General features: G+C 66.2%; 23 protein-coding genes and 2 tRNA genes. 19 read left to right on the plus strand and 6 right to left on the minus strand.

Annotated elements, in window-relative coordinates; genetic code table 11:
- Nucleotide 1: 1 nt before the first annotated feature.
- From rapZ to LTA6_RS14310, 8 genes are all read left to right on the plus strand, one after another.
- A complete protein-coding gene (gene rapZ / locus LTA6_RS14275; RefSeq protein ID WP_341974409.1) occupies nucleotides 2–874 on the plus strand; it encodes an RNase adapter RapZ in 873 nt (290 codons plus the stop codon).
- 68 nt (nucleotides 875–942) lie between these two features.
- Nucleotides 943–1,920 carry a DNA-binding protein WhiA gene (gene whiA, locus LTA6_RS14280; RefSeq protein ID WP_341974410.1) on the plus strand — a complete coding sequence of 326 codons (978 nt, stop codon included), beginning with the start codon at nucleotides 943–945 and terminating at the stop codon, nucleotides 1,918–1,920.
- A 142-nt stretch (nucleotides 1,921–2,062) separates the two neighbouring features.
- Nucleotides 2,063–2,689: a superoxide dismutase gene (locus tag LTA6_RS14285; RefSeq protein ID WP_341974411.1), complete on the plus strand. Its 627-nt coding sequence runs from the start codon at nucleotides 2,063–2,065 to the stop codon at nucleotides 2,687–2,689.
- Between the two features lie 103 nt (nucleotides 2,690–2,792).
- Nucleotides 2,793–3,803 carry a type I glyceraldehyde-3-phosphate dehydrogenase gene (gap, locus tag LTA6_RS14290; protein WP_407358150.1) on the plus strand — a complete coding sequence of 337 codons (1,011 nt, stop codon included), beginning with the start codon at nucleotides 2,793–2,795 and terminating at the stop codon, nucleotides 3,801–3,803.
- A 7-nt stretch (nucleotides 3,804–3,810) separates the two neighbouring features.
- The gene (locus tag LTA6_RS14295) at nucleotides 3,811–5,025 is read left to right on the plus strand and encodes a phosphoglycerate kinase (protein ID WP_407358151.1); all 1,215 of its coding nucleotides are present in this window, start codon (nucleotides 3,811–3,813) and stop codon (nucleotides 5,023–5,025) included.
- Nucleotides 5,016–5,807, plus strand: coding sequence for a triose-phosphate isomerase (gene tpiA / locus LTA6_RS14300; RefSeq protein ID WP_341974414.1), 792 nt, complete (start codon nucleotides 5,016–5,018; stop codon nucleotides 5,805–5,807). The genes LTA6_RS14295 and tpiA overlap by 10 nt, the downstream gene beginning before the upstream one ends.
- Before the next feature lie 81 nt (nucleotides 5,808–5,888).
- Nucleotides 5,889–6,137, plus strand: coding sequence for a preprotein translocase subunit SecG (secG, locus tag LTA6_RS14305; protein WP_102192666.1), 249 nt, complete (start codon nucleotides 5,889–5,891; stop codon nucleotides 6,135–6,137).
- The gene (locus LTA6_RS14310; RefSeq protein WP_102192665.1) at nucleotides 6,137–6,490 is read left to right on the plus strand and encodes an RNA polymerase-binding protein RbpA; all 354 of its coding nucleotides are present in this window, start codon (nucleotides 6,137–6,139) and stop codon (nucleotides 6,488–6,490) included. Before secG ends, LTA6_RS14310 begins: the two co-directional genes overlap by 1 nt.
- A gap of 60 nt (nucleotides 6,491–6,550) precedes the next feature.
- Here the strand turns inward: LTA6_RS14310 and LTA6_RS14315 are convergent, their stop codons facing one another.
- A complete protein-coding gene (locus LTA6_RS14315) occupies nucleotides 6,551–7,744 on the minus strand; it encodes a hypothetical protein (protein WP_407358152.1) in 1,194 nt (397 codons plus the stop codon).
- 103 nt (nucleotides 7,745–7,847) lie between these two features.
- Nucleotides 7,848–7,918 (minus strand) — tRNA-Gly (locus LTA6_RS14320).
- A 107-nt stretch (nucleotides 7,919–8,025) separates the two neighbouring features.
- On the opposite strand from LTA6_RS14320, the gene LTA6_RS14325 reads away from it, so the two are divergent.
- From LTA6_RS14325 to LTA6_RS14365, 9 genes are all read left to right on the plus strand, one after another.
- Nucleotides 8,026–8,099: transfer RNA gene (locus LTA6_RS14325), tRNA-Pro, on the plus strand.
- 63 nt (nucleotides 8,100–8,162) lie between these two features.
- A complete protein-coding gene (gene tig / locus LTA6_RS14330) occupies nucleotides 8,163–9,638 on the plus strand; it encodes a trigger factor (protein ID WP_363547342.1) in 1,476 nt (491 codons plus the stop codon).
- A gap of 70 nt (nucleotides 9,639–9,708) precedes the next feature.
- Entirely contained in the window at nucleotides 9,709–10,191 is a 483-nt protein-coding gene (locus LTA6_RS14335; RefSeq protein WP_407358153.1) for a tetratricopeptide repeat protein, read from the plus strand.
- Nucleotides 10,192–10,272: 81 nt separating this feature from the next.
- Nucleotides 10,273–10,869: an ATP-dependent Clp protease proteolytic subunit gene (locus tag LTA6_RS14340; protein WP_341974418.1), complete on the plus strand. Its 597-nt coding sequence runs from the start codon at nucleotides 10,273–10,275 to the stop codon at nucleotides 10,867–10,869.
- A 19-nt stretch (nucleotides 10,870–10,888) separates the two neighbouring features.
- On the plus strand, nucleotides 10,889–11,530 hold the full coding sequence (locus tag LTA6_RS14345) for an ATP-dependent Clp protease proteolytic subunit (protein ID WP_341974419.1): 642 nt from the start codon (nucleotides 10,889–10,891) through the stop codon (nucleotides 11,528–11,530).
- A 183-nt stretch (nucleotides 11,531–11,713) separates the two neighbouring features.
- Complete coding sequence (locus LTA6_RS14350; RefSeq protein ID WP_341974420.1) at nucleotides 11,714–12,649, plus strand: sugar-binding transcriptional regulator; 936 nt, start codon at nucleotides 11,714–11,716, stop codon at nucleotides 12,647–12,649.
- Entirely contained in the window at nucleotides 12,646–13,647 is a 1,002-nt protein-coding gene (deoC, locus tag LTA6_RS14355; RefSeq protein ID WP_407358154.1) for a deoxyribose-phosphate aldolase, read from the plus strand. Before LTA6_RS14350 ends, deoC begins: the two co-directional genes overlap by 4 nt.
- 10 nt (nucleotides 13,648–13,657) lie before the next feature.
- Nucleotides 13,658–15,100, plus strand: coding sequence for an aldehyde dehydrogenase family protein (locus tag LTA6_RS14360; protein ID WP_407358155.1), 1,443 nt, complete (start codon nucleotides 13,658–13,660; stop codon nucleotides 15,098–15,100).
- A complete protein-coding gene (locus LTA6_RS14365; RefSeq protein ID WP_407358156.1) occupies nucleotides 15,097–15,948 on the plus strand; it encodes an aldehyde dehydrogenase family protein in 852 nt (283 codons plus the stop codon). The genes LTA6_RS14360 and LTA6_RS14365 overlap by 4 nt, the downstream gene beginning before the upstream one ends.
- A 72-nt stretch (nucleotides 15,949–16,020) precedes the next feature.
- On the opposite strand, the gene LTA6_RS14370 is transcribed toward LTA6_RS14365, so the two are convergent.
- Both LTA6_RS14370 and LTA6_RS14375 read right to left on the minus strand, forming a co-directional pair.
- Complete coding sequence (locus LTA6_RS14370) at nucleotides 16,021–16,614, minus strand: sigma-70 family RNA polymerase sigma factor (protein ID WP_341974424.1); 594 nt, start codon at nucleotides 16,612–16,614, stop codon at nucleotides 16,021–16,023.
- Nucleotides 16,614–17,225, minus strand: coding sequence for a hypothetical protein (locus LTA6_RS14375; RefSeq protein WP_341974425.1), 612 nt, complete (start codon nucleotides 17,223–17,225; stop codon nucleotides 16,614–16,616). The genes LTA6_RS14370 and LTA6_RS14375 overlap by 1 nt, the downstream gene beginning before the upstream one ends.
- Before the next feature lie 245 nt (nucleotides 17,226–17,470).
- On the opposite strand from LTA6_RS14375, the gene clpX reads away from it, so the two are divergent.
- On the plus strand, nucleotides 17,471–18,739 hold the full coding sequence (clpX, locus tag LTA6_RS14380; protein ID WP_341974426.1) for an ATP-dependent Clp protease ATP-binding subunit ClpX: 1,269 nt from the start codon (nucleotides 17,471–17,473) through the stop codon (nucleotides 18,737–18,739).
- Complete coding sequence (locus LTA6_RS14385) at nucleotides 18,736–19,449, plus strand: peptidase E (RefSeq protein WP_341974427.1); 714 nt, start codon at nucleotides 18,736–18,738, stop codon at nucleotides 19,447–19,449. The genes clpX and LTA6_RS14385 overlap by 4 nt, the downstream gene beginning before the upstream one ends.
- Nucleotides 19,450–19,475: 26 nt before the next feature.
- Here LTA6_RS14385 and LTA6_RS14390 read toward each other — a convergent pair whose 3' ends face one another.
- Entirely contained in the window at nucleotides 19,476–20,087 is a 612-nt protein-coding gene (locus LTA6_RS14390) for a methyltransferase domain-containing protein (protein WP_341974428.1), read from the minus strand.
- The gene (locus LTA6_RS14395; protein ID WP_341974429.1) at nucleotides 20,084–22,135 is read right to left on the minus strand and encodes a M3 family metallopeptidase; all 2,052 of its coding nucleotides are present in this window, start codon (nucleotides 22,133–22,135) and stop codon (nucleotides 20,084–20,086) included. The genes LTA6_RS14390 and LTA6_RS14395 overlap by 4 nt, the downstream gene beginning before the upstream one ends.
- Nucleotides 22,136–22,138 lie beyond the last annotated feature (3 nt).

The following is a 22,138-nucleotide window of genomic DNA, read 5'->3' on the forward strand; positions in this document are numbered from 1 at the left end:
CATGACAGACGAGGACAAGGGCGAGTTCCTCATCGTCACAGGTATGTCGGGCGCAGGCCGGACGACGGTCGCCAACGCGCTGGAGGACCTGGGCTGGTACGTCGTCGACAACCTCCCGCCGCAGATCCTCCGTCCGCTGCTCGACCTCACTGACATGGGTGGCGGCGCGCTCCCGAAGGTCGCGGCCGTCGTCGATGTGCGCGGTCGCAACCTGTTCGACGATTTCCCTGGCGTGGCGAGGGCGCTTCGTGCCCGAGGCAGTGTGAGGGTGCTGTTCCTCGACGCCTCCGACGACGTCCTGGTCCGGAGATTCGAGTCGGTCCGGCGGCCGCAACCGCTGCAGGGCGACGGCACGCTCCTCGACGGCATCCGGATCGAGCGGTCGAAGCTCGCCCCCATCCGCGAGGCCGCCGATCTGATCATCGACACGTCGAATCTGAACATCCATCAGCTGGCCACGCAGGTTTCTCAGATGTTCTCCGAGGAGGGCGCGGCGAGGCATCGCGTCACCCTGCTCAGCTTCGGGTTCAAATATGGACTCCCGACGGATGTCGACCTCGTCGCCGACATGCGTTTCCTGCCGAATCCGTTCTGGAACGAAGAACTCCGCGGACTCACGGGCCAGGACGAGCAGGTGAAGGAGTACGTCCTCTCGCGGCAGGGAGCCGAGGAATTCCTCGATGCCTACGCGGCCGCGCTCGCGCCGGTTCTCGAGGGGTATCAGCGCGAGAACAAGAGCCATTCGACGATCGCGATCGGCTGCACCGGCGGCAAACACCGCTCCGTGGCGATGTCTGAAGAGCTGGCGCGCCGGCTCAAAGCGATCCCGGGAGTGGCGGTCAACGTCCGTCATCGGGATCTCGGACGCGAGTAGCAGAGCGTTCGGCCGAGTAGGCTAGTCGTTTGCGTCGCGATCCGGCGCGTGAGCGTATGAGGAGTCTCGTGGCACTAACCACCGACGTCAAGGCTGAGCTGGTCAGCATCCGTAATGCACCCCCCACGGTGCGTGTCGCGGAGGTTACCGCCATTCTCCGGTTCGCCGGTGGGCTGCATTCGATCGCGGGTCGTGTCGCGGTCGAGGCGGAGGTGGATGCCGAGACTCTCGCGCGCCGCGTCGCCCGGGATCTCGCCGAGATCTACGGCGTGCGTCCGGAGATCGCACAGGTGCAGTCGAGCACCGCCAACGAGGGCGCACGCTGGGCCGTCCGCGTCATCGCCGCAGGCGAGACCCTCGCCAGGCAGACCGGCCTCCTCGACCAGCGCCGACGCCCCGTGCGCGGCCTGCCGAACCGCCTCACCACCGGTTCTCGCGAAGAGGTCGCCGGCCTCTGGCGCGGCGCGTTCCTCGCCGCGGGAACCCTCAGCGAGCCCGGGCGTTCCGCCATGCTCGAGGTGGCCTGCCCGTCGTCGGAGGCCGCCATGGCACTCGTCGGCGCCGCCCACCGGCTCGGTGTTGCCGCCAAGGCGCGTGAGGTCCGCGGGATGCCGCGCGTCGTCGTCCGCGAGGGCGAGGCCATCCGCACCATCCTCAACGAGATGGGCGCCCAGCGGACGGCCGTCGCATGGGAGGAGCTCCGTCAGCGCCGTGAGGTGCGTGCCGGGGTGAACCGCCTGGTGAACTTCGACGATGCGAACCTCCGCCGTTCGGCGCAGGCCGCTGTCGCCGCCTGCGCGCGCGTGGAGCGCGCACTGGAGATCCTCGGCGACGACGTGCCCGATCATCTGCGTCTCGCCGGCGCGCTTCGTCTCGCGCACCGTGACGCGAGCCTCGACGAACTCGGCCACCACGCGGATCCGCCGTTGACCAAGGACGCCGTCGCCGGCCGCATCCGTCGTCTGCTCGCGACCGCAGACAAGCGGGCGCAGCAGGAGGGCATCCCCGGCACCGAGGCCGCAGTGCCCGCCGGTCTCGACGTCTGAGCCCGTCATAGCCGGAAGGATCCGGTCCGCCCCGACGTTCTCGTCACTAGGATGAATAACGTCTGCTCCACGCCGCACTTCGGTGGCGCGGAGGATCGGCAAGCGCCGCGCCGCGGCGCGGCGCGGATTGGATGAAAGCGATATGGCAACCTACACGCTCCCCGACCTCCCGTACGACTTCGCAGCCCTTGAGCCGCACATCAGCGGGAAGATCATGGAACTCCACCATGGCAAGCACCACGCGGCCTACGTCGCCGGCGCGAATGCGGCGCTCGACGGGCTCGCCGAGGCTCGCGAGAGCGGCAACCTTGCGAACGTCAACAAGCTGGAGAAGGACCTGGCGTTCAACCTCGGCGGCCACGTCAACCACTCCATCTTCTGGACCAACCTGTCGCCGAACGGCGGAGGACAGCCCGAGGGTGAGCTGAAGGCAGCGATCGAGGAGTTCTTCGGATCCTTCGAGAAGTTCCAGGCGCACTTCACCGCCAACGCGATGGGCATCCAGGGCTCCGGCTGGTCCGTGCTCAGCTGGGACTCGATCGGCCAGCGCCTGATCATCCAGCAGCTGTTCGACCAGCAGTCCAACGCTGCGCAGGGCACCGTGCCGATCTTCCAGCTCGACATGTGGGAGCACGCTTTCTACCTCGACTACCTCAATGTGAAGGCCGACTATGTCAAGGCGGCGTGGAACATCGCCAACTGGGAGAACGTCGCTCAGCGCTTCGTAACAGCCCGCGAGAAGACTGCAGGCCTGCTGGTACTGTCGTAAGCAAGACGGGCGTCCCGATGGGCCAACTGCCCGTCGGGACGCCGTTGTCCATGCTTCTCTAGTTGAAACCGCGCGCGAGCGCTCGAGAAATCAGGAGACCTTAGTGTCTGTCAAGATCGGTATCAACGGCTTCGGCCGCATCGGACGCAACTACTTCCGCGCGGCTCTCGCGCAGGGCGCAGACATCGAAATCGTCGCAGTCAACGACCTCACCGACAACAAGACCCTCGCACACCTGCTGAAGTACGACTCCTCCGCGGGTGTCCTCGATGCAGAGATCAGCTACGACGACGAGAGCATCACCGTCAACGGCAAGACCATCAAGGCGTTCGCCGAGCGCGACCCCGCCAACCTCCCCTGGGGCGAACTGGGTGTCGACATCGTCATCGAGTCGACCGGTTTCTTCACCAAGGCCGACCTCGCCAAGAAGCACATCGATGCCGGCGCGAAGAAGGTTCTCATCTCCGCTCCCGCGACCGGCGACGACCGCACCATCGTCATGGGCGTGAACGAGGAGACCTACAACCCGGAGACGGACCACATCCTCTCCAACGCCTCGTGCACGACCAACTGCCTCGCCCCGCTCGCCAAGGTCTTCAACGACGAGTTCGGTATCGTCCGCGGCTTCATGATGACGGCGCACGCGTACACGGCAGACCAGAACCTCCAGGACGGCCCGCACGGCGACCTGCGCCGTGCACGCGCAGCGGCGATCAACATCGTCCCGGCGTCCACCGGTGCCGCGAAGGCGATCGGAACGGTTCTGCCCGAGCTCAACGGCAAGCTCAGCGGCTCGTCGTACCGCGTTCCGGTTCCGGTCGGCTCGATCGTCGACCTCACGCTGATCACCGAGCGTGAAGACCTCACCGTCGACGTGATCAACGCCGCGTACAAGAAGGCCGCTGACGAGGGTCGCCTCGCCGGCTACCTGCAGTACAACGCCGACGACATCGTCTCGACCGACATCGTGCACAACGCGCACTCGTCGATCTTCGACTCCACGCTGACCAACGTCAGCGGCAACCTGGTCAAGGTCTCGAGCTGGTACGACAACGAGTGGGGCTACTCCAACCGCCTCGTCGACCTGACCGAGTACGTCGCAGAGCGTCTCTGAGCTCGACATGACTCTGCGCACCCTGGACTCTCTGGGTTCGCTCGAAGGCAAGCGCGTCATCGTCCGTTGTGACCTCAATGTCCCCTTGCGGGACGGGGTCATCACGGACGATGGTCGTGTGCGCGCTTCGCTGCCGACCTTGAACGCCCTCATCAACGCCGGAGCACGCGTCATCGTGTGCTCCCACCTCGGACGCCCCGACGGGGCGCCCGACCCGCAGTACAGCCTCGAACCGGTCGCTCAGCGACTCTCCGAGCTGCTCGGCAAGCCGGTGGCGTTCGCGCGCGACACGGTGGGGGAGTCGGCACACGATGCCGTCACGTCCCTTGAGGACGGCGGCGTCGTCGTCATCGAGAACCTGCGCTTCAACGCGGGTGAGACGGCGAAGGACGACGCGACGCGTCAGGCCTTCGCCGCGCAGCTCGCAGAACTCGGTGACGTGCTGGTCTCCGACGGTTTCGGCGTCGTGCATCGCAAGCAGGCGAGCGTCTACGACCTCGCGGAACTGCTGCCCTCGGCGGCGGGACTCCTGATCGCAGCCGAACTCGACGTCCTGGACCGTCTCACCGAGAAGCCGGAGCGACCGTACGCGGTCGTGCTGGGCGGCTCGAAGGTCAGCGACAAGCTCGGCGTGATCTCGCATCTGCTTCCGCGTGTCGACCGGATCCTCGTCGGCGGCGGAATGCTGTTCACGTTCCTCAAGGCGCAGGGACACGCCGTCGCATCCAGTCTCCTCGAAGAGGACCAGCTCGACACCGTCCGCGGCTACCTCGCCGAGGCGGAGAAGCGCGGCGTCGAGATCGTGCTCCCGACCGATGTGGTCGTCGCGGCGTCATTCTCGGCGGATGCCGCGCATGAGATCGCAGCGGCGGACGCGATCGAGGAGACCGCGTTCGGTGCTTCCGGGATCGGGCTCGACATCGGCCCCGAGACCGCTGCGCGCTTCGCCGAGGTCATCCGCACCTCGAAGACGGTGTTCTGGAACGGCCCGATGGGCGTGTTCGAGTTCCCGGCCTTCGCCGCGGGGACCAAGACCGTCGCACAGGCGCTCACCGAGGTCGACGGACTCAGCGTCGTCGGCGGCGGAGACTCGGCCGCCGCCGTGCGGCAGCTCGGCTTCTCTGATGACCAGTTCGGTCACATCTCGACGGGTGGAGGCGCCAGCCTCGAATTCCTCGAGGGCAAGAAACTACCCGGCCTGGAGGTGCTCGGATGGGCATAAGCGCTCGTACCCCGCTGATCGCGGGAAACTGGAAGATGAACCTCGATCATCTGCAGGCGGTGGCGTTCGTGCAGAAGCTGCACTGGACGCTGAAGGATGCCAAGCACGAGGACGGTTCGGTCGAAGTCGCGGTCTTCCCGCCCTTCACGGACATCCGCAGCGTGCAGACGCTCATCGATGCGGACAAGATCCCGTTCGCGCTCGGCGCCCAGGATCTGTCGGCACATGACTCCGGTGCGTACACCGGTGAGGTGTCCGGTGCGTTCCTGGCCAAGCTCGACGCGAAGTACGTCATCATCGGTCACTCCGAGCGTCGTGAGTACCACGCCGAGTCGGACGAGGTCGTCGCATCCAAGGTGCAGGCCGCGCTGAAGCACGCGCTCGTGCCGGTGATCTGCGTCGGCGAGACCGCGGAGGACCTGGAGAAGTTCGGTGCAAGTGCCGTTCCGGTCGGTCAGCTCGAGGTCGCGCTCCAGGGCGTGTCGAAGGACGCTGACATCGTCGTGGCGTACGAGCCGGTCTGGGCCATCGGCTCGGGTCAGGCGGCGACGCCGCAGCAGGCGCAGGACGTCTGCGCGACACTGCGCGGCGTGATCGCGAAGGTTCTGGGGGAGGATGCGGCTGCTCGCACCCGCGTCCTCTACGGCGGCTCGGTGAAGTCCGCCAACATCGCCAGCTTCATGCGTGAGCCTGATGTGGACGGTGCCCTTGTCGGCGGCGCGAGCCTCGTCGTCGATGAGTTCGCAGCGATCATCCGTTTCCAGAAGCACGTCGGCGTGTGAGTGTGACGGGGCTGCGGCCCCGTCACACCGTATACTTGACCGTTACGAGGGCAAATCTGCCCTGGCGAAAGGCTCTTCTTCGTGGCAATTCTCGAGTTCGTCCTGCAGGTCGTGCTGGGTATCACCAGCGTCCTGCTGACCCTCCTCATCCTCCTCCACAAGGGCCGCGGTGGCGGCCTGTCCGACATGTTCGGTGGGGGAATGTCGTCGGCGGTCGGCTCGTCCGGTCTCGCGGAGCGGAACCTCAATCGCTTCACTGTGGTCCTGGCGCTGGTGTGGTTCGTCGCCATCGTCGCGCTGGGGCTCATCACGAAGTTCGAGGTGATCTGATGGCTACCGGTGGTAACGCCATTCGCGGCACGCGTGTCGGTTCTGGCCCGATGGGCGAGCAGGACCACGGCTATCATGCCGACCGCATTGCAGTGTCGTATTGGGACGGTCTCGGCAACGAGACGGTCCGCTACTTCGCCGCCGGCCTCCCGGACGAGGAGATCCCCGAGACCATCGACCACCCGCAGTCGGGCCTCCCGGCTGGCCGGGACAAGGAGAACCCGCCGGCTCTCGCCAAGCCGGAGCCGTACAAGACGCACCTCGCTTATGTGAAGGAACGTCGCACCGATGAGGAAGCCGTCCAGCTCCTGGAAGACGCCCTCACTCAGCTGCGCGAGCGTCGGGGTCAGTGACCACCACGCTCTGAAGAAGAAACCGCCACGACCGAGTCGTGGCGGTTTCTTCGTCTGCGGTCAGCGGCAGCCCGCGGCAGCGTCGATGTACGACTGCGGGGGATAGCCGTACGCCCACACTCCGTTCGCATCATCGGTGAAGCCCATGCTGATCGCCCAGCCGGTCGCCCACTTCTCGATGCTGTCCTGAGTGGAGTCGTCGTACATGTCTGCGCACTTCACGCTGATGGCGTGGCCGACCTCGTGCGCGACGAGTGCCTGACTCATCGCGGACGGCCACTGCTCGGCCACGGAGTCGGACAGCTCGATCGTCGCGTAGCCGGGATCGTCGTACCACCAGGTCGTGTATCCGCCCATGCCGCCGTCGAGTCCGAAGCCGTTGACGAGTTGAGCCCAGTCGAACTCGAGCAGCACACCGGGAGCCAGGCTTCGCGCGAAGGCCTCCACTTCGAGACGCGTGCCCTGCAGCGGACCGGCCTTCTCTGCGATCTCCGCCTGCTCTGAGGCGACGATCTGCGTGGCGGCCGACTCCAGGGCGATGAACGCGTCAGCGGCGCCCTGGTCGATCGTGGTCGTATAGGAGACCTCCTCGGCGGCGTCGCGCAGAGCGATCACGTCAAGGTTCCGGGCGGAGATGTGCGCCGCTTCGAGCGCAGAGGCGCTGTCTGCCGCCGAGACCAGGGCGGCGACGCCGGATTCGGTCACGGTCGTCGCGGTGGCAACGGCGTCATCGCTTTGATCCTGGAGATCCTCGGCATGCTCGTCAGCACGCGCACGATTTTCATCGAGCTGCTGCGTCTCGGAGAACAGCTCCCAGAACCAGAAGGGCTTGTCGTCCGTCTGCGGCAGGGTGACTGCGAGAGCGTCGTCTGCTGCGGATGCCTTCGTCTGGCCTTCCGACACGGCGACGCCGAGTGCATCTGTTGAGCTCGCATCGAGCAGGGTGCCGCTGTTGTTCTCGAGAATGAGCGCCGCTGCATCCGTCGTCGTCCGAAGAGCGCCGACCTCTGCCCTGAGCTGTTCCGCGGTGGTCGCGGCGGCGGAAACGGAATCCTGGTACGCCGCTTCGGCACCGTCGTATCCGGCGTGGGACGAGAGCTGCACCGCGGCGATGGTGGCGACGGCCGCCACGGCGCCGAGAGAGCCGAGGACCGCGCCAGTGCGCCTCTTGCGCGGTACAACCGGCGGCGGCGTGATCGGACCGGTCATCTGTGCCGGGAGCGCGTGTCCGCCGGCCGGATAGGGGTGACTCACGATGTTTCGTCTCCTGCCTCCGCACCGCCGTGCGATCGTCGACATGAGTCTAATCAGGCGCGAATGCAGAAGGCCCCGCCACTGGCGGGGCCTTCTGAGAACGAGGGGCTGACGAGAATCGAACTCGCATCATCTGTTTGGAAGACAGAGGCTTTACCACTAAGCTACAGCCCCGAATCAGATCCTTCACGGACACTGACCGGACTCATCGATCATAGCGGACTGTCGCGGGTGCTCTCGTCCGTTAGACTTCATGGGGCTGAATCCGCGTGCGGATTCCCCGGGGCGTAGCTCAGCTTGGTAGAGCGCCCGCTTTGGGAGCGGGAGGTCGCAGGTTCAACTCCTGTCGCCCCGACACGACTTCCACAGGCATCACAGCCGCGATTCAGCGCGGAAATGACAAGGAGAACGAACCAGCATGGCGAACAGCACCGTCGAGAAGCTGACCCCGACCCGGGTCAAGCTCAGCATCACGGTCACACCGGACGACCTCAAGCCGAGCATCGCTCACGCGTACGAGCACATCGCTCAGGATGTCCAGATCCCCGGCTTCCGCAAGGGCAAGGTCCCGGCTCCGATCATCGACCAGCGCATCGGTCGCGGCGCGGTCATCGAGCACGCCGTCAACGAGGGCCTCGACCAGTTCTTCCGTGCCGCCACCGCCGAGCACAAGCTCCGCGTGGTCGGCCGCCCGGCCGCCGAGATCATCGAGTGGCCGAACGAGAAGGACTTCTCCGGAGACCTGCTCGTCGACATCGAGGTGGACGTCCGCCCCGACATCGAGCTGCCCTCCTACGACGGCATCACGGTGACCGTCGACGCCGTCGAGACCGACGAGGCGGCCCTCGACGAGGAGCTCGACCGTCTGCGCGCCCGCTTCGGCACGCTCATCCCGGTCGACCGTCCCGCTGCCAAGGGCGACTTCGTCGAGCTCGACCTCGTCGCCGCGATCGACGGCGCTGAGATCGACCGCGCCGAGGGTGTCTCGTACGAGGTCGGCTCGGGCGAGCTCCTCGAGGGCATCGACGACGCGATCGAGTCGCTCACCGCTGGTGAGGACACCACCTTCCGCTCCGCTCTCGTCGGTGGCGACCACGCCGGTGCAGAGGCCGAGGTCTCCGTCACCGTCAAGGCCGTCAAGGAGCGCGAGCTTCCTGAGGCTGACGACGACTTCGCGCAGATCGCCAGCGAGTTCGACACCATCGCCGAGCTCCGCGCGAGCCTCGCCGAGCGCGTTGCCGAGCAGGGCGTGTTCGCCCAGGGGTCCGCGGCGCGCGACAAGCTCGTCGAGACGCTGCTCGAGCAGATCGACATCCCGGTTCCGCCGAAGCTCATCGAGGATGAGGTGCACAGCCACCTCGAGGGCGAAGGCCGCCTCGAGGACGACGAGCACCGCGCCGAGGTGACGGAGGCCAGCGAGAAGCAGTTCCGCACGCAGGTGCTCCTCGACACGATCGCCGAGCAGGCCGACGTGCAGGTCTCGCAGGACGAGCTCAGCCAGTACCTGATCCAGTCCGCTGCGCAGTACGGCATGGCGCCCCAGGAGTTCGTCGAGGCGCTGCAGTCCTCGAACCAGCTCCCGGCACTCGTCGGCGAGGTCGCGCGCAACAAGGCTCTCGCTGTCGCGCTCGGCAAGGTGACGGTCGTCGACACCAACGGCAAGCCTGTCGACCTCACCGGCTTCATCGGTGGCGACGACGAGCAGGATGCTGCTGAGGCCGAGGAGAAGCCGGCCAAGAAGGCTCCGGCCAAGAAGCCCGCTGCGAAGAAGGCCCCCGCGAAGAAGGCGGCCGATGACGCAGACGCTGCCGAAGCCGCTGCGGACAAGCCCGCTGCGAAGAAGCCCGCCGCCAAGAAGGCTCCGGCCAAGAAGGCGGCCGACAAGGCCGAGTGATCGCCACGCGATCGTGACGAAAGGGGCGGGTGCTGCGGCATCCGCCCCTTTTTCATTCGAGGGGGAGTGCATGACGAACTGGGAAGAACAGATCGATGCCGTCTGGAGCGACCGGACGCTCTCGGACGCACAACGTATCGAGCGGATCGACGCGCTTGCCGAGCAGCGACCGGACCATGACGCCCGCGCTCTCTTCGAACGCGCCGGTGCCCGTGACTCCGCGGGGCTCGAGGCGGAGGCGGAGGGTCTGTATCGGCAAGCCCTCGACGCGGGGCTCGACGATGAGCACCGAGCTCAGGCCGCCATCCAGCTTGCCAGCACGCTGCGCAATCTCGGGCGGATCGAAGAGGCGCTGGAGATGCTTCGTGCGGAACGCGAGCGAGGAGGCCCGCTGGCCGATGCGGCTGCCGCGTTCTACGCGTTGACGCTGGCATCGAAAGGCGATCCGTATACCGCTGCGGCCGTTGCCCTCGAAACTCTCGCTCCGCACCTCCCGCTGTACACGCGTTCCGTCGCGGCGTATGCCAAGGAACTCGCTGCCCCGCCACGCTGATATGCCGACGGCGAACACGGCCGGAGCGCTGCGTTGTCGCCGGTAGATTCGAATCACCGAAACACGGAAACAGGAGCTGACATGGCTGCAGAACCCCTCGTCGCGACGAGTGTCTTCGACAGGCTGCTGAAGGACCGCATCATCTGGCTGGGTTCAGAGGTGCGCGACTCGAACGCCAATGAGATCTGCGCGAAGATCCTTCTTCTCGCCGCAGAAGACTCAGAGAAGGACATCTACCTCTACATCAACTCGCCCGGTGGCTCGATCACCGCTGGCATGGCGATCTACGACACGATGCAGTTCGTGCCGAACGACATCGTCACCGTCGGAATCGGCATGGCGGCCTCCATGGGTCAGCTGCTGCTCACCAGCGGCACCAAGGGCAAGCGTTACATCACGCCGAACGCGCGCGTGCTGCTGCACCAGCCGCACGGTGGCTTCGGCGGTACGTCCAGCGACATCCAGACCCAGGCGCAGCTCATCCTCTCGATGAAGAAGCGTCTCGCGGAGATCACGGCATCGCAGACCGGCAAGTCGGTCGATCAGATCAACGCCGACGGCGACCGCGACCGCTGGTTCACCGCGGACGAGGCCCTCGAGTACGGCTTCGTCGACCACATCCGCGAGCACGCGAGCGATGTGACCGGCGGCGGCGGCACTGCGGACGCCGCAGAATAACGGATTCGAGAGGACTCACATGTACACCCCGACCTTCCAATCCGCAGGCAACCTGCCCTCCAGCCGCTACGTTCTCCCGCAGTTCGAAGAGCGCACGGCCTACGGCTTCAAGCGCCAGGACCCGTACAACAAGCTCTTCGAAGATCGCGTGATCTTCCTGGGCGTGCAGGTCGACGACGCATCCGCCGACGACGTGATGGCACAGCTCCTCGTCCTGGAGAGCCAGGACGCCGAGCGCGACATCACGATGTACATCAACTCGCCCGGTGGCTCCTTCACCGCGATGACCGCGATCTACGACACGATGCAGTACGTCGCGCCGCAGATCCAGACGGTCGTGCTCGGCCAGGCGGCGTCGGCTGCGGCTGTGCTGCTCGCGGCCGGTGCTCCCGGCAAGCGTCTCGCGCTGCCGAACGCCCGCGTGCTGATCCACCAGCCCGCGATGGGCGAGGCAGGTCAGGGCCAGGCGTCCGACATCGAGATCCAGGCCGCGGAGATTCTCCGCATGCGCACGTGGCTCGAGGAGACGATGGCCTCGCACACGGGTAAGCCCGTCGAGCAGGTCAACCGCGACATCGACCGCGACAACATCCTCTCGGCCGCTCAGGCGCTCGAGTACGGAATCGTCGACCAGGTGCTCACCACGCGCAAGCGCGCGTAGCATCTCGGCAAGAGAGGGCGGCCCGGGTTTCCGGACCGCCCTTTTGCGCACCCCGAGGAACCGGTACCGCGCCGGTGTCTCGGAGGAGCGCGAATGCGCGTCGGTCGTGAACCGCCTGCTCATCTGAGCACCGGAGTGCGCGGATGGGGTTGACGGCTTACGCTGGAGACGAAGGAGGATGCCGTGGACGACGAATTGCTCATGGTCAGGGTCGCTGAACTCTCGTACGACGAGGACAAGACTCAGGACGAGATCGGCGCCCTGCTCAAGATCTCCCGGTGGAAGGTCGGCCGGCTGCTCACGCAAGCGCGCGAACGCGGCATCGTCCGCATCGAGATCGTGCATCCTCGGGCTCGTCGGCTCGGACTCGAGCGCGCGCTGGTCGAGCGATTCGGCCTCGCCGAAGCGGTCGTCGTGCCGTCGCCTTCCGGTGAGGAGAGCACCCTCGATCGGGTCGCCCAGGCGGCAGCCGACTTCCTGACGACGCTTCGCCCGGTGCCGCGCACCCTTGGCGTGAGCTGGGGACGCACGCTCCGCGCGGTCGCCGAGGCGCTCACCGACGGCTGGGCGCACGGCGTGACCGTGGTCCAGCTCAATGGCGGAGTGAGCCTGAACCGCCGCTCCGGCGGAGCTGCTGGCCTCGCCGGGATGATCGCACAACGTGCATCCGGGCACGTCTCCCTGCTGCCGAGCCCCGCCATTCTGGAGCGGGTGGAGACGAAGCTGGCGATCGAGGCCGATCGCACCGTCGCGGCTGTTCTCGAAGAGGCCACCCAGGCGCAGGCATTCCTGTTCACCGCCGGTCCCTGCGACGCCAGCTCCGCCCACGTCGAGAACGGCTACCTCAGCGTTCAGGACGTCGAGGAGCTCGCCAGGCGCGGTGCCGTGGGTGACGTCCTCGGGCGCTACGTCGATGCCGACGGCAACATCGTGGACCCGCAGCTGGATGCCCGCACTGTCGGTGTCGGGCTCGCTCGCCTGCGAACGGCGAAGACGGCGATCTTCGTCACCGCAGGCCCCGCAAAACATGACATCGCGCGTACAGTCGTCAGCAGCGGCCTATGCAGCGTTCTGGTGACCGATGAGACCACAGCCCGAGCATTGTTGGAGGAACAGTGACGACCAAGGAATTGAGCCGCAGAACAGCGGTGGACGTGCTGGGCGGTGAGCCCGATGATGCGACGCTGCGGCGGTTCCTGCACGGGCTCCCCGGAGTGGATGCGGTAGGTCTCGAGCAGCGAGCTGCCGGACTCGGCACCCGTTCGATCAAGACGACGTCGAAGGCATGGGCGCTGGACACGATCATCAAGCTGATCGACCTGACCACGCTGGAGGGATCGGACACGCCTGGCAAGGTGCGCTCGCTCGTCGCCAAGGCGAAGAACCCGGATGCCGCCGATCCGTCGTGCCCGAAGGTCGCGGCCGTCTGCGTATACGGCGACATGGTCGGCGACGCGGTCGCCGCCCTCGGCGGCATGCACGGCGACCCGGACGACGGACTGATCTCGGTCGCCGCTGTCGCCACCGCGTTCCCGAGCGGACGCTCCTCCCTCGAGATCAAACTGGCGGACACGGCGGATGCAGTCGCCGCGGGTGCCGACGAGATCGACATGGTGATCGATCGCGGTGCGTTCCTCTCCGGACGGTACGGTCTCGTGTTCGACCAGATCGCCCGGGTGAAGGAGGCCTGCCGTCGCGAGGACGGCAGCTACGCCTCGCTGAAGGTCATCCTGGAAACGGGTGAGCTCAACACCTACGACAACATCAAGCGGGCCTCGTGGCTCGGCATCCTGGCCGGGGGCGACTTCATCAAGACGTCGACGGGCAAGGTGCAGCCTGCCGCCACCCTGCCGACCACTCTGCTCATGCTGGAGACTGTCCGCGACTGGCACCAGGCGACCGGCGAGAAGATCGGGGTGAAGCCCGCTGGCGGCATCCGGTCGTCGAAGGATGCGATCAAGTACCTCGTCACCGTCGCAGAGACCGTCGGCGAGGAATGGCTGCAGCCGCACCTGTTCCGTTTCGGGGCCTCCAGCCTGCTGAACGACGTTCTCCTGCAGCGCCAGAAGCTCACCACCGGCCACTACTCGGGCCCCGACTACGTCACGATCGACTAGGACAACGCATATGTCATTCCTGGAATACGCTCCCGCGCCGGAATCGAAGGCGCTCCTGAACCTCAAGGACAGCTACGGTCTGTTCATCGACGGCGAGTTCGTCGACGGATCGGGCGCCAGCTTCTCCACCATCTCGCCGGCCGATGAGTCGCGCATCGCCGAGATCGCATCGGCGAGCGATGAGGACGTCGATCGTGCCGTCGCCGCAGCGCGACGCGCCTACGAGAAGACCTGGTCGAAGATGAGTGGTCGCGATCGGGGCAAGTACCTGTTCCGCATCGCCCGTCTCGTGCAGGAGCGCGCGCGTGAACTCGCCGTCGCGGAGAGCCTCGACAACGGCAAGCCGATCAAGGAGAGTCGCGACGTCGACGTGCCGCTCGTCGCCGCCTGGTTCTTCTACTACGCGGGCTGGGCCGACAAGCTCGATCACGCCGGCCTCGGCGCGAATCCGCGCTCGCTGGGCGTAGCCGGCCAGATCATCCCGTGGAACTTCCCGCTGCTGATGCTCGCGTGGAAGCTGGCTCCGGCCCTCGCCGCCGGCAACACCGTGGTGCTGAAGCCGGCGGAGACCACGCCGCTGACCGCACTCATCTTCGCCGAGATCCTGCAGCAGGCCGACCTCCCGGCCGGTGTGGTGAACATCATCACCGGTGCCGGCTCGACCGGAGCATCCCTCGTCCGGCACCCTGACGTCGACAAGGTGGCCTTCACCGGCTCCACCGGCGTCGGCCGTGACATCGCTCGCGCCGTCGCCGGTACGAAGAAGAAGGTCACCCTGGAACTCGGCGGCAAGGCTGCGAACATCGTCTTCGACGACGCCCCCATCGACCAGGCCGTCGAGGGCATCGTCAACGGCATCTTCTTCAACCAGGGACACGTCTGCTGCGCCGGCAGCCGCCTGCTCGTGCAGGAGTCGATCCACGACGAGGTCATCGACCGGCTGAAGAACCGGCTTTCCACTCTGCGTCTCGGCGACCCCCTGGACAAGAACACCGACATCGGTGCGATCAACTCGGCCGCCCAGCTCGCCCGCATCCGCGAACTCAGCGACATCGGCGAGGCCGAAGGCGCCGAGCGGTGGACCGCCGACTGTGTCATTCCGGAGAAGGGGTTCTGGTTCGCGCCGACGATCTTCACCGGAGTCGAGGCCTCGCACCGCATCGCACGCGACGAGGTGTTCGGGCCGGTGCTGTCCGTGCTCACCTTCCGCACGCCGGCCGAGGCCATCGCGAAGGCGAACAACACGCCGTACGGTCTCTCCGCCGGGATCTGGTCCGACAAGGGCTCCCGTATCCTCGCCGTCGCCGACCGGCTGCGCGCTGGTGTCATCTGGGCGAACACGTTCAACCGTTTCGATCCGTCGAGCCCGTTCGGCGGCTACAAAGAGTCCGGTTACGGCCGCGAAGGCGGACGTCAGGGACTCACCGCCTACTTGAAGGGGGCTGCAGCATGAGCAAGCGACTGACCGTGCCGAAGACGTACAAGCTCGCCATCGGCGGCGCTTTCCCTCGAAGCGAATCGGGACGCACCTACGAGGTGCTCTCGGCGAAGGGCGCGTTCCTGGCGAACGCCGCGCAGGGTTCGCGCAAGGATGCTCGGGATGCCGTCGTCGCCGCCCGCGCCGCCGTGAAGGGGTGGTCCGGGGCGACCGCGTACAACCGCGGGCAGGTGCTGTACCGCGTCGCCGAAGTGCTCGAAGGGCGTCGTGCGCAGTTCGTCGACGAGATCGTGGCGCAGGAGGGCATCTCCGTGGCTGCCGCCGGAGCGCAGGTCGACGAAGCGATCGACCTCTGGGTCTGGTACGCCGGCTGGTGCGACAAGTACGCCCAGATCGCAGGCAACGCCAACCCGGTCGCCGGTCCGTACTTCAACATCTCGGTGCCGGAGCCGACCGGTGTGGTCGCGATCGTCGCACCGCAGGATTCCGCCCTGCTCGGTTTCGTCTCGGTCGTCGCCCCGGCGCTGGTCGCAGGCAACTCCATCGTCGTGATCGCGAGCGAACGGTTCCCGCTGTCGGCGATCAGCCTCGCGGAGGTGCTGGCGACGAGTGACGTCCCAGGGGGAGTGGTCAACGTCCTCACCGGGTCGCCCGCGGAGATGGCCCCGTGGCTGGCCTCGCATCAGGACGTCAACGCCCTCGACCTCGCCGGAGCGGGGGACCTCGAGTGGGTCGACCTGCAGATCGCCGCGGCCGACACGCTGAAGCGCGTGATCGCGCCGGGCGAGGTCATCGCCTCACCGGAGCGGATCTCGGCTTTCACTGAGATCAAGACGGTGTGGCACACGAAGTCGATGGTGTGATCGGCGTGAGCCCGGGATTCGGCGGATCGAACCCGGGCTCAGGTGTCGCTCAAGAAATGTGTAGGCACTACTTCATCGCGCGCCGGTGGCTGGACTCGGTTGCGAACGGGCCCCAGCGGCTTCATCGTGGAGCGGATGCTCGCTCAGGTCCCGTTTGAGTCGCTGAAGAGCGCGTGCGTATCTTGTGCGTGCAGTCGAATCATTGATCGAAAGGAGCCGTGCTGCCTCGGCGATGCTGAATCCATCCCAGTGGATCAGCATCACGAGTTCCCGTGATCGCTTGTTGAGCGCCTTGATTGCGTTTCTGGCTGTCTCCGCGCGCATGTTCGCCTCAACGACCGAATCTGCCGCGTTGTCGTGCAGTGGAGAGACGCGGAGGTGATCTCGTAGCTCGTCGGCGAGGGCGAGGCGTTTGGCAGCACTCCTATAGTGTTCGCGGAGAACGTTGCGCGCAATCCCGAAGCACCACATCCGTGCGTCCGTGTCGCTCGATGGGACCTTCGTGCCGCTCTCCCAGAGCGCCAGCAGGACCAGTCCGAGAAGGTCTGCGGCATCTTCGGGTAAGTTGACCCGTCGTCTGAAGTAGCGGAGAAGGCCGTCAGCGTTCTCATCCACGACGATCGCGATCCAGTCGTGAAGTTCCTGGGGAACGGGAGCACGGACCATCAGCGCAGCTGTCCCGTGCAGTCCATGGTTCCGCCCACTTGTTGACCTTCTGCCCGCAGCTCAGCGGGAATCTCTCCATAGAGGACACCCCCTATTGCGAGGTTGAAGGAGTGCCTGTCGCGGAGTTCCTGCGTGTCGGTCTCCCAGACGTCGTTGGGGCCGGGGGCGAACGGGTTCGCGATCGCTTCCTCGTACACACGCTGACCGATTCCGGTCCAGTCGTGGTTCTGGGCGAACTCCGCGAGCCGCTCGTCGGCGGCGCTTCGAGTGGCCGGGTCACCGAAGTAGATGCCGTAACGGCAGCTCACGTCGACGCCGGTGTCCGTCGTGTAGAGGATCGGGATCTCCACATCCATCTCGACCGGCGTACCGTTCACCGCGATGCCGAGTGGAATCATCACCGCGGCTCCGGTCAGAGCTATGGCTCCGGCGATGCCGAGGGGAATCATCGTGCGGCGGCGCTTCCACCAGGGCGCGCGGGTTAGGGTTCCCGCGATTGATGCTTCCCGAGTGTCGACGGTCATTCGACGCACGAGATCGTGGAGTCTCGCGTCCTCGCCCGCAGCGACGGGGTCGGCGGATGCGAGATCCGACCGCAGCAGTTCGTTCATCATGGCTCCTTCGTCATCATCCCTCAGACAGGACATGACAGAAGCGAGCCAAACCGTCTCAATCCGCGATCCAACTAAATGATCGGGTGTGAAGTTCGATCTCACGAGGAGCAAGGTGTGATCAGAGCCTGACCCGGCGTGGGTCGTTCGCCATCGGCGAGCGGCCCCGCGCCAATGCGGCCCAGTGTCCCTTGCAGCGGTTAGGCTCAGATGACGATCTCTGGATCCCCCCTAGGAGGACGCGCATGGCCCGTATCGGTGAAAGCGCTGACCTGTTCAAGTGCTCGTTCTGCGGAAAGAGCCAGAAGCAGGTGCAGCAGCTCATCGCTGGCCCCGGTGTGTACATCTGCGACGAGTGCGTCGAGCTGTGCAACGAGATCATCGAGGAGCGGATGGCGGAATCCTCCGCCGAGGGCACAGCCGAGTTCGATCTGCCCAAGCCGCGTGAGATCTTCGCGTTCCTCGAGGAATATGTCGTCGGCCAGGAGCCGGCGAAGCGCGCACTCGCGGTAGCGGTCTACAACCACTACAAGCGCGTCCGCGCGCACGGCACTCTGCAGACGGCCGAGCAGAAGGCCGAAGAGGTCGAGATCGCGAAGAGCAACATCCTGCTGATCGGACCGACGGGCTGTGGCAAGACGTACCTCGCGCAGACACTCGCGAAGCGGCTGAACGTGCCGTTCGCCGTCGCCGACGCCACCGCCCTCACCGAAGCGGGATACGTCGGCGAAGACGTCGAGAACATCCTGCTCAAGCTGATCCAGGCCGCCGACTACGACGTCAAGCGCGCTGAGCAGGGCATCATCTACATCGACGAGGTCGACAAGATCGCCCGTAAAGCGGAGAACCCGTCGATCACGCGTGACGTGTCCGGCGAGGGTGTGCAGCAGGCGCTGCTGAAGATCATCGAGGGCACGGTCGCCTCGGTTCCGCCGCAGGGCGGACGCAAGCACCCGCACCAGGAGTTCCTGCAGATCGACACGACCAACGTGCTGTTCATCGTCGCCGGCGCCTTCGCCGGGCTCGAGGACATCGTGTCGGCTCGCGTCGGCAAGCACGGCATCGGCTTCGGTGCCCCGCTGCACGACAAGACCAAGGATCTCGACCTCTTCAGTGAGGTGCTGCCGGAGGATCTGCACAAGTTCGGGCTCATCCCCGAGTTCATCGGCCGCCTGCCCGTCGTCACGAACGTGTCGCCGCTGGATCAGGACGCGCTGATGGAGATCCTCACCGGTCCGCGGAACGCCCTGGTGAAGCAGTATCAGCGCATGTTCGAGTTGGACGGCGTGCAGCTCGAGTTCGATGAGGAGGCGCTGCGCTCGATCGCCGATCTCGCCGTCGATCGCAAGACCGGTGCCCGCGGTCTCCGCGCGATCCTCGAAGACGTCCTCGGACCGATCATGTTCGAGATCCCGTCGGCTGATGACGTCGCCAAGGTGATCGTCACGAAGGCCGCCGTCGACGAGGGCGCACCGCCGACGATCATCATGGAGCGTAAGCGCAAGAGCGCGTGAACGGAACCGTCGTCGCCCTCGGAGGCGGCGGGTTCTCGATGTCAGACGACGGCACATCGCTGATCGACGACTATCTTCTGGAGCTGACCGGCGCGGCGAAACCCCGTGTCTGCTTCGTGCCGACGGCCAGCGGAGACTCCGACTCGTACAGTAGGCGTTTCGAGGCCGCTTTCGCGGGACGCGCCGAGACATCCGTGCTTTCGTTGTTCTGCCAGGATCCATGGGGTTACACCGATCCCCGGATGCTGCTCGACCAGGATCTGGTCTACGTCGGCGGCGGTTCGACAGCGAACCTCCTCGCGCTGTGGCGCCTGCACGGGCTGACGGAGATCCTGCGTGAGGCGGCGAGCAACGGCACGGTGCTCGCGGGAATCAGCGCAGGAATGAACTGCTGGTTCGAGGCGTCGTCGACGGACTCATTCGGTCCGCTCGCCCCGCTGGCGGACGGTCTCGGATTCGTGAAGGGCAGCGCCTGCCCGCATTACCTCGGCGAGCCCGATCGGCGGGAGAAGTATCTGAGCTGGGTCGCGACGGGCGCGCTGCCCGACGGCTACGCGGTCGACGACTATGCCGCGATCGTCATGCGCGACGGGTCGCTGCACGAGGCGATCGCGGAGCGTCCCGGCCAGCCGGTGTTCCGTGTCGAACGTGCCGGTGACGAGGCGATCGAGCACGCCATTCCAGTGCGGGTGCTCCAGAACCCTTCCTGACCCGCCCATTCTGATTCCGGGCTCGATTATCTGTCCACGCGCAACTCGGCGATGAGGATGGCCGTGTCTGCTTCTCGCCATTCCGAGTGCCGGATGACCGCGAAACCTTGTGACGCGAACGTCGCGCGCAGTGTCTCAACCGAGTCGAACGAATCGTGGTCCACGGGAACCGACCGGTACTTCACAGGACCCGGTTGACGGCCATCGCGCAGAAACGTCGCCGTCACGACCCGGCCACCTGGCCGCAGCATCCGCCGCCACTCCGCCACGGCACGAACAGAATCGGGGATGAGGTGCAAGGCCGTCACGCAGGTGATCAGGTCGACGGAGGAGTCGGGGAGTGGGACAACCGCAGCATCCGCCTCAATCCACGTGGCACGTGGCAGCGCATCGCGGGCGACAGTCAGCATCCCCGGAGAGATGTCCGTGCCGACCATTTCGAGTCCGGCCGCTCTGTCGTGGAGTGCGCGGAGGACGAGACCGGTGCCGGTCGCGACGTCGAGGACATCATGAACGCGACCCAGCTCCACGAAGTCCGCGACCGCGTTCGCCAGCTCGCGATGCATCACGCTTTCGTCGTATACGGGTGCACGTCCGTCGAACACGTCGCGGATCGCTGCGAGCGCGTCGTCGGTCACGCGTCCAGGCCGCGCCGCTTCAGCAGCGGAGCGATCTCGGCATCGCGGCCACGGAAGTCACGGTAGGCCGCAAGCGGATCCATCGAGCCGCCGACGCCGAGCAGGCGCTGACGGAACCGGTCGCCGTTCTCCCGAGTCAGGCCCCCGTTCGAGCGGAACCATTCCACAGTGTCGGCGTCGAGCACCTCGCTCCAGATGTAGGAGTAATAGCCCGCGCTGTAGCCGCCGGAGAAGACGTGCGCGAAGTACGTCGACGAATAGCGCGTGGGGACGACGGGGTTGTCCAACCCGATGTCCGCGAGCGCGGTGGCCTCGAATGACGCGACATCGACGGCTCCGTCCGATGGCCCGACCCGGTGCCAGGCCTGATCGAGCCACGCTGCCGCGAGGTATTCGCTTGTTGCATGCCCCTGGTTGAACGTCTCGGTCGCACGCAGGCGGTCCACGATGGCAGGATCGAGCGGCTCGCCGGTCTCGTAATGCTTCGCATAGTTGTCGAGCACCTCCGGCCAGAGGATCCACATCTCGTTGACCTGGCTGGGGAACTCGACGAAGTCCCGGAAGACGTTCGTTCCGGCGAAGTGCGGGTACGTCACGGTCGCGAACAGGCCGTGCAGCGCGTGCCCGAACTCGTGGAAGAGCGTCGTCACCTCGTCGAGCGTGAGCAGCGTCGGCTCGCCGTCACCGGGGAGCGGCACATTGAGATTGTTGACCACAACCGCGGCGGTCCCTCTTAGACGGGACTGGCTCACGATCGGGTTCATCCACGCGCCGCCGCGCTTGGAATCCCGGGTGTAGAGGTCGAGGACGTACAGGCCCAGGGGGCTGTCGTCTTCGTTGTGCACCTCGAAGACGCGCGCGCCGGGGTGGTAGGCGGCGAGGTCACCGCGCTCGGTGAACCGCACGCCGTACAACTGGGTAGCGGCGTAGAAGACGCCCTCCTGCAGCACCCGCTCCGCCTCGAACCACGGTCGGAGCGCGCCGGTGTCGATGTCGAATCGAGCGGTCCGGACACGCTCGGTGAAGTACGCCCAATCGTGGGCTGCGACCGTGAACGGCTCCGCTTCGGTCTCATCGACGATGGACTGCAGCGCGGCTTGTTCAGCCCGGGCATTCCGGGCCGCAGGTGCGGCGAGTTCGCGCAGCATCTGCTCGACAGCCAGCGGATCGCCTGCGGTCTCGTCGGCCGTGACATACGCCGCATGCGAGTCGTAGCCGAGCAGGGCCGCGCGCTCGGCGCGCAGACCTACGATCTCGCTGAGCACCGGGCGGTTGTCGTGCTCGTTGTCTCGCGCGCCGCGCGCCTGTGACGCCTCGAGGATGCGCTGACGGGAGCTCCGGTCCCGGAGCTGTGCGAGGTACGGATGCCCCGTGAACAGCGGCAGCGACACCAGGAAGCGACCGGGAAGCCCGCGTTCCTCGGCGGCGCGGGCAGCCGAGGAAAGCTCGCCGACCGTCAGCCCGTCGAGCTCCGCGGCGGAGTCGAACACGACCGCGAGATCGTTGGTGTCGGCGAGGAGATTCCGTTCGAAGACGTTGCTGAGCGTCGACAGCTGCTGATTGAGACCGGTCAGACGTGCCTTCGCGGCATCGTCGAGCGCGGCGCCGGCATGCGTCATCTCGCGGTGGTGACGCTCGACGAGGTAACGCTGTTCGGCGTCGAGTTCCCGCGCGTCCAGCTGCGCATGCACCTGCTGCACCCGCCAGTACAACTGACTGTTCAGGATGATCGCATCCTGGTGGGCGGCCATCAGCGGTGCGAGCTCCGCATCGATCTCCTGGATCTCCTCCGTCGCGTCGGCTGAGCTGACCGTGTAGAAGACGTGCGCCACGCGGTCGAGCAGTTCACCGGCGCGCTCCAGCGCTTCGATCGTGTTCTCGAAGGTGGGCATGGAACGCACCATCGTGATCCGGTCGATCTCTCGGAGGTGTTCCTCGAACGCGGCGCGGAAGGCAGGAAGGTAGTGCTCGGGCCGGATCGCACTGTAGTCAGGGAGACCGTAGGGGAGTACGGATGGCTGCAGCAACGGGTTCGTGGCATCGGTCATCCT

The sequence above is a fragment of the Microbacterium sp. LTA6 genome, from assembly GCF_045690355.1.
Lineage (GTDB): Bacteria > Actinomycetota > Actinomycetes > Actinomycetales > Microbacteriaceae > Microbacterium.

Coding starts and splice junctions, on each gene's coding strand:
- LTA6_RS14395 (WP_341974429.1), bottom strand. CDS start 22,135: ATGACCGATGCCACGAACCCGTTGCTGCAGCCATCCGTACTCCCCTAC.
- tpiA (WP_341974414.1), top strand. CDS start 5,016: ATGGGCATAAGCGCTCGTACCCCGCTGATCGCGGGAAACTGGAAGATG.
- LTA6_RS14335 (WP_407358153.1), top strand. CDS start 9,709: ATGACGAACTGGGAAGAACAGATCGATGCCGTCTGGAGCGACCGGACG.
- LTA6_RS14375 (WP_341974425.1), bottom strand. CDS start 17,225: ATGAACGAACTGCTGCGGTCGGATCTCGCATCCGCCGACCCCGTCGCT.
- LTA6_RS14365 (WP_407358156.1), top strand. CDS start 15,097: ATGAGCAAGCGACTGACCGTGCCGAAGACGTACAAGCTCGCCATCGGC.
- LTA6_RS14340 (WP_341974418.1), top strand. CDS start 10,273: ATGGCTGCAGAACCCCTCGTCGCGACGAGTGTCTTCGACAGGCTGCTG.
- rapZ (WP_341974409.1), top strand. CDS start 2: ATGACAGACGAGGACAAGGGCGAGTTCCTCATCGTCACAGGTATGTCG.
- clpX (WP_341974426.1), top strand. CDS start 17,471: ATGGCCCGTATCGGTGAAAGCGCTGACCTGTTCAAGTGCTCGTTCTGC.
- LTA6_RS14370 (WP_341974424.1), bottom strand. CDS start 16,614: ATGGTCCGTGCTCCCGTTCCCCAGGAACTTCACGACTGGATCGCGATC.
- LTA6_RS14285 (WP_341974411.1), top strand. CDS start 2,063: ATGGCAACCTACACGCTCCCCGACCTCCCGTACGACTTCGCAGCCCTT.
- LTA6_RS14360 (WP_407358155.1), top strand. CDS start 13,658: ATGTCATTCCTGGAATACGCTCCCGCGCCGGAATCGAAGGCGCTCCTG.
- LTA6_RS14310 (WP_102192665.1), top strand. CDS start 6,137: ATGGCTACCGGTGGTAACGCCATTCGCGGCACGCGTGTCGGTTCTGGC.
- LTA6_RS14345 (WP_341974419.1), top strand. CDS start 10,889: ATGTACACCCCGACCTTCCAATCCGCAGGCAACCTGCCCTCCAGCCGC.
- LTA6_RS14295 (WP_407358151.1), top strand. CDS start 3,811: ATGACTCTGCGCACCCTGGACTCTCTGGGTTCGCTCGAAGGCAAGCGC.
- tig (WP_363547342.1), top strand. CDS start 8,163: ATGGCGAACAGCACCGTCGAGAAGCTGACCCCGACCCGGGTCAAGCTC.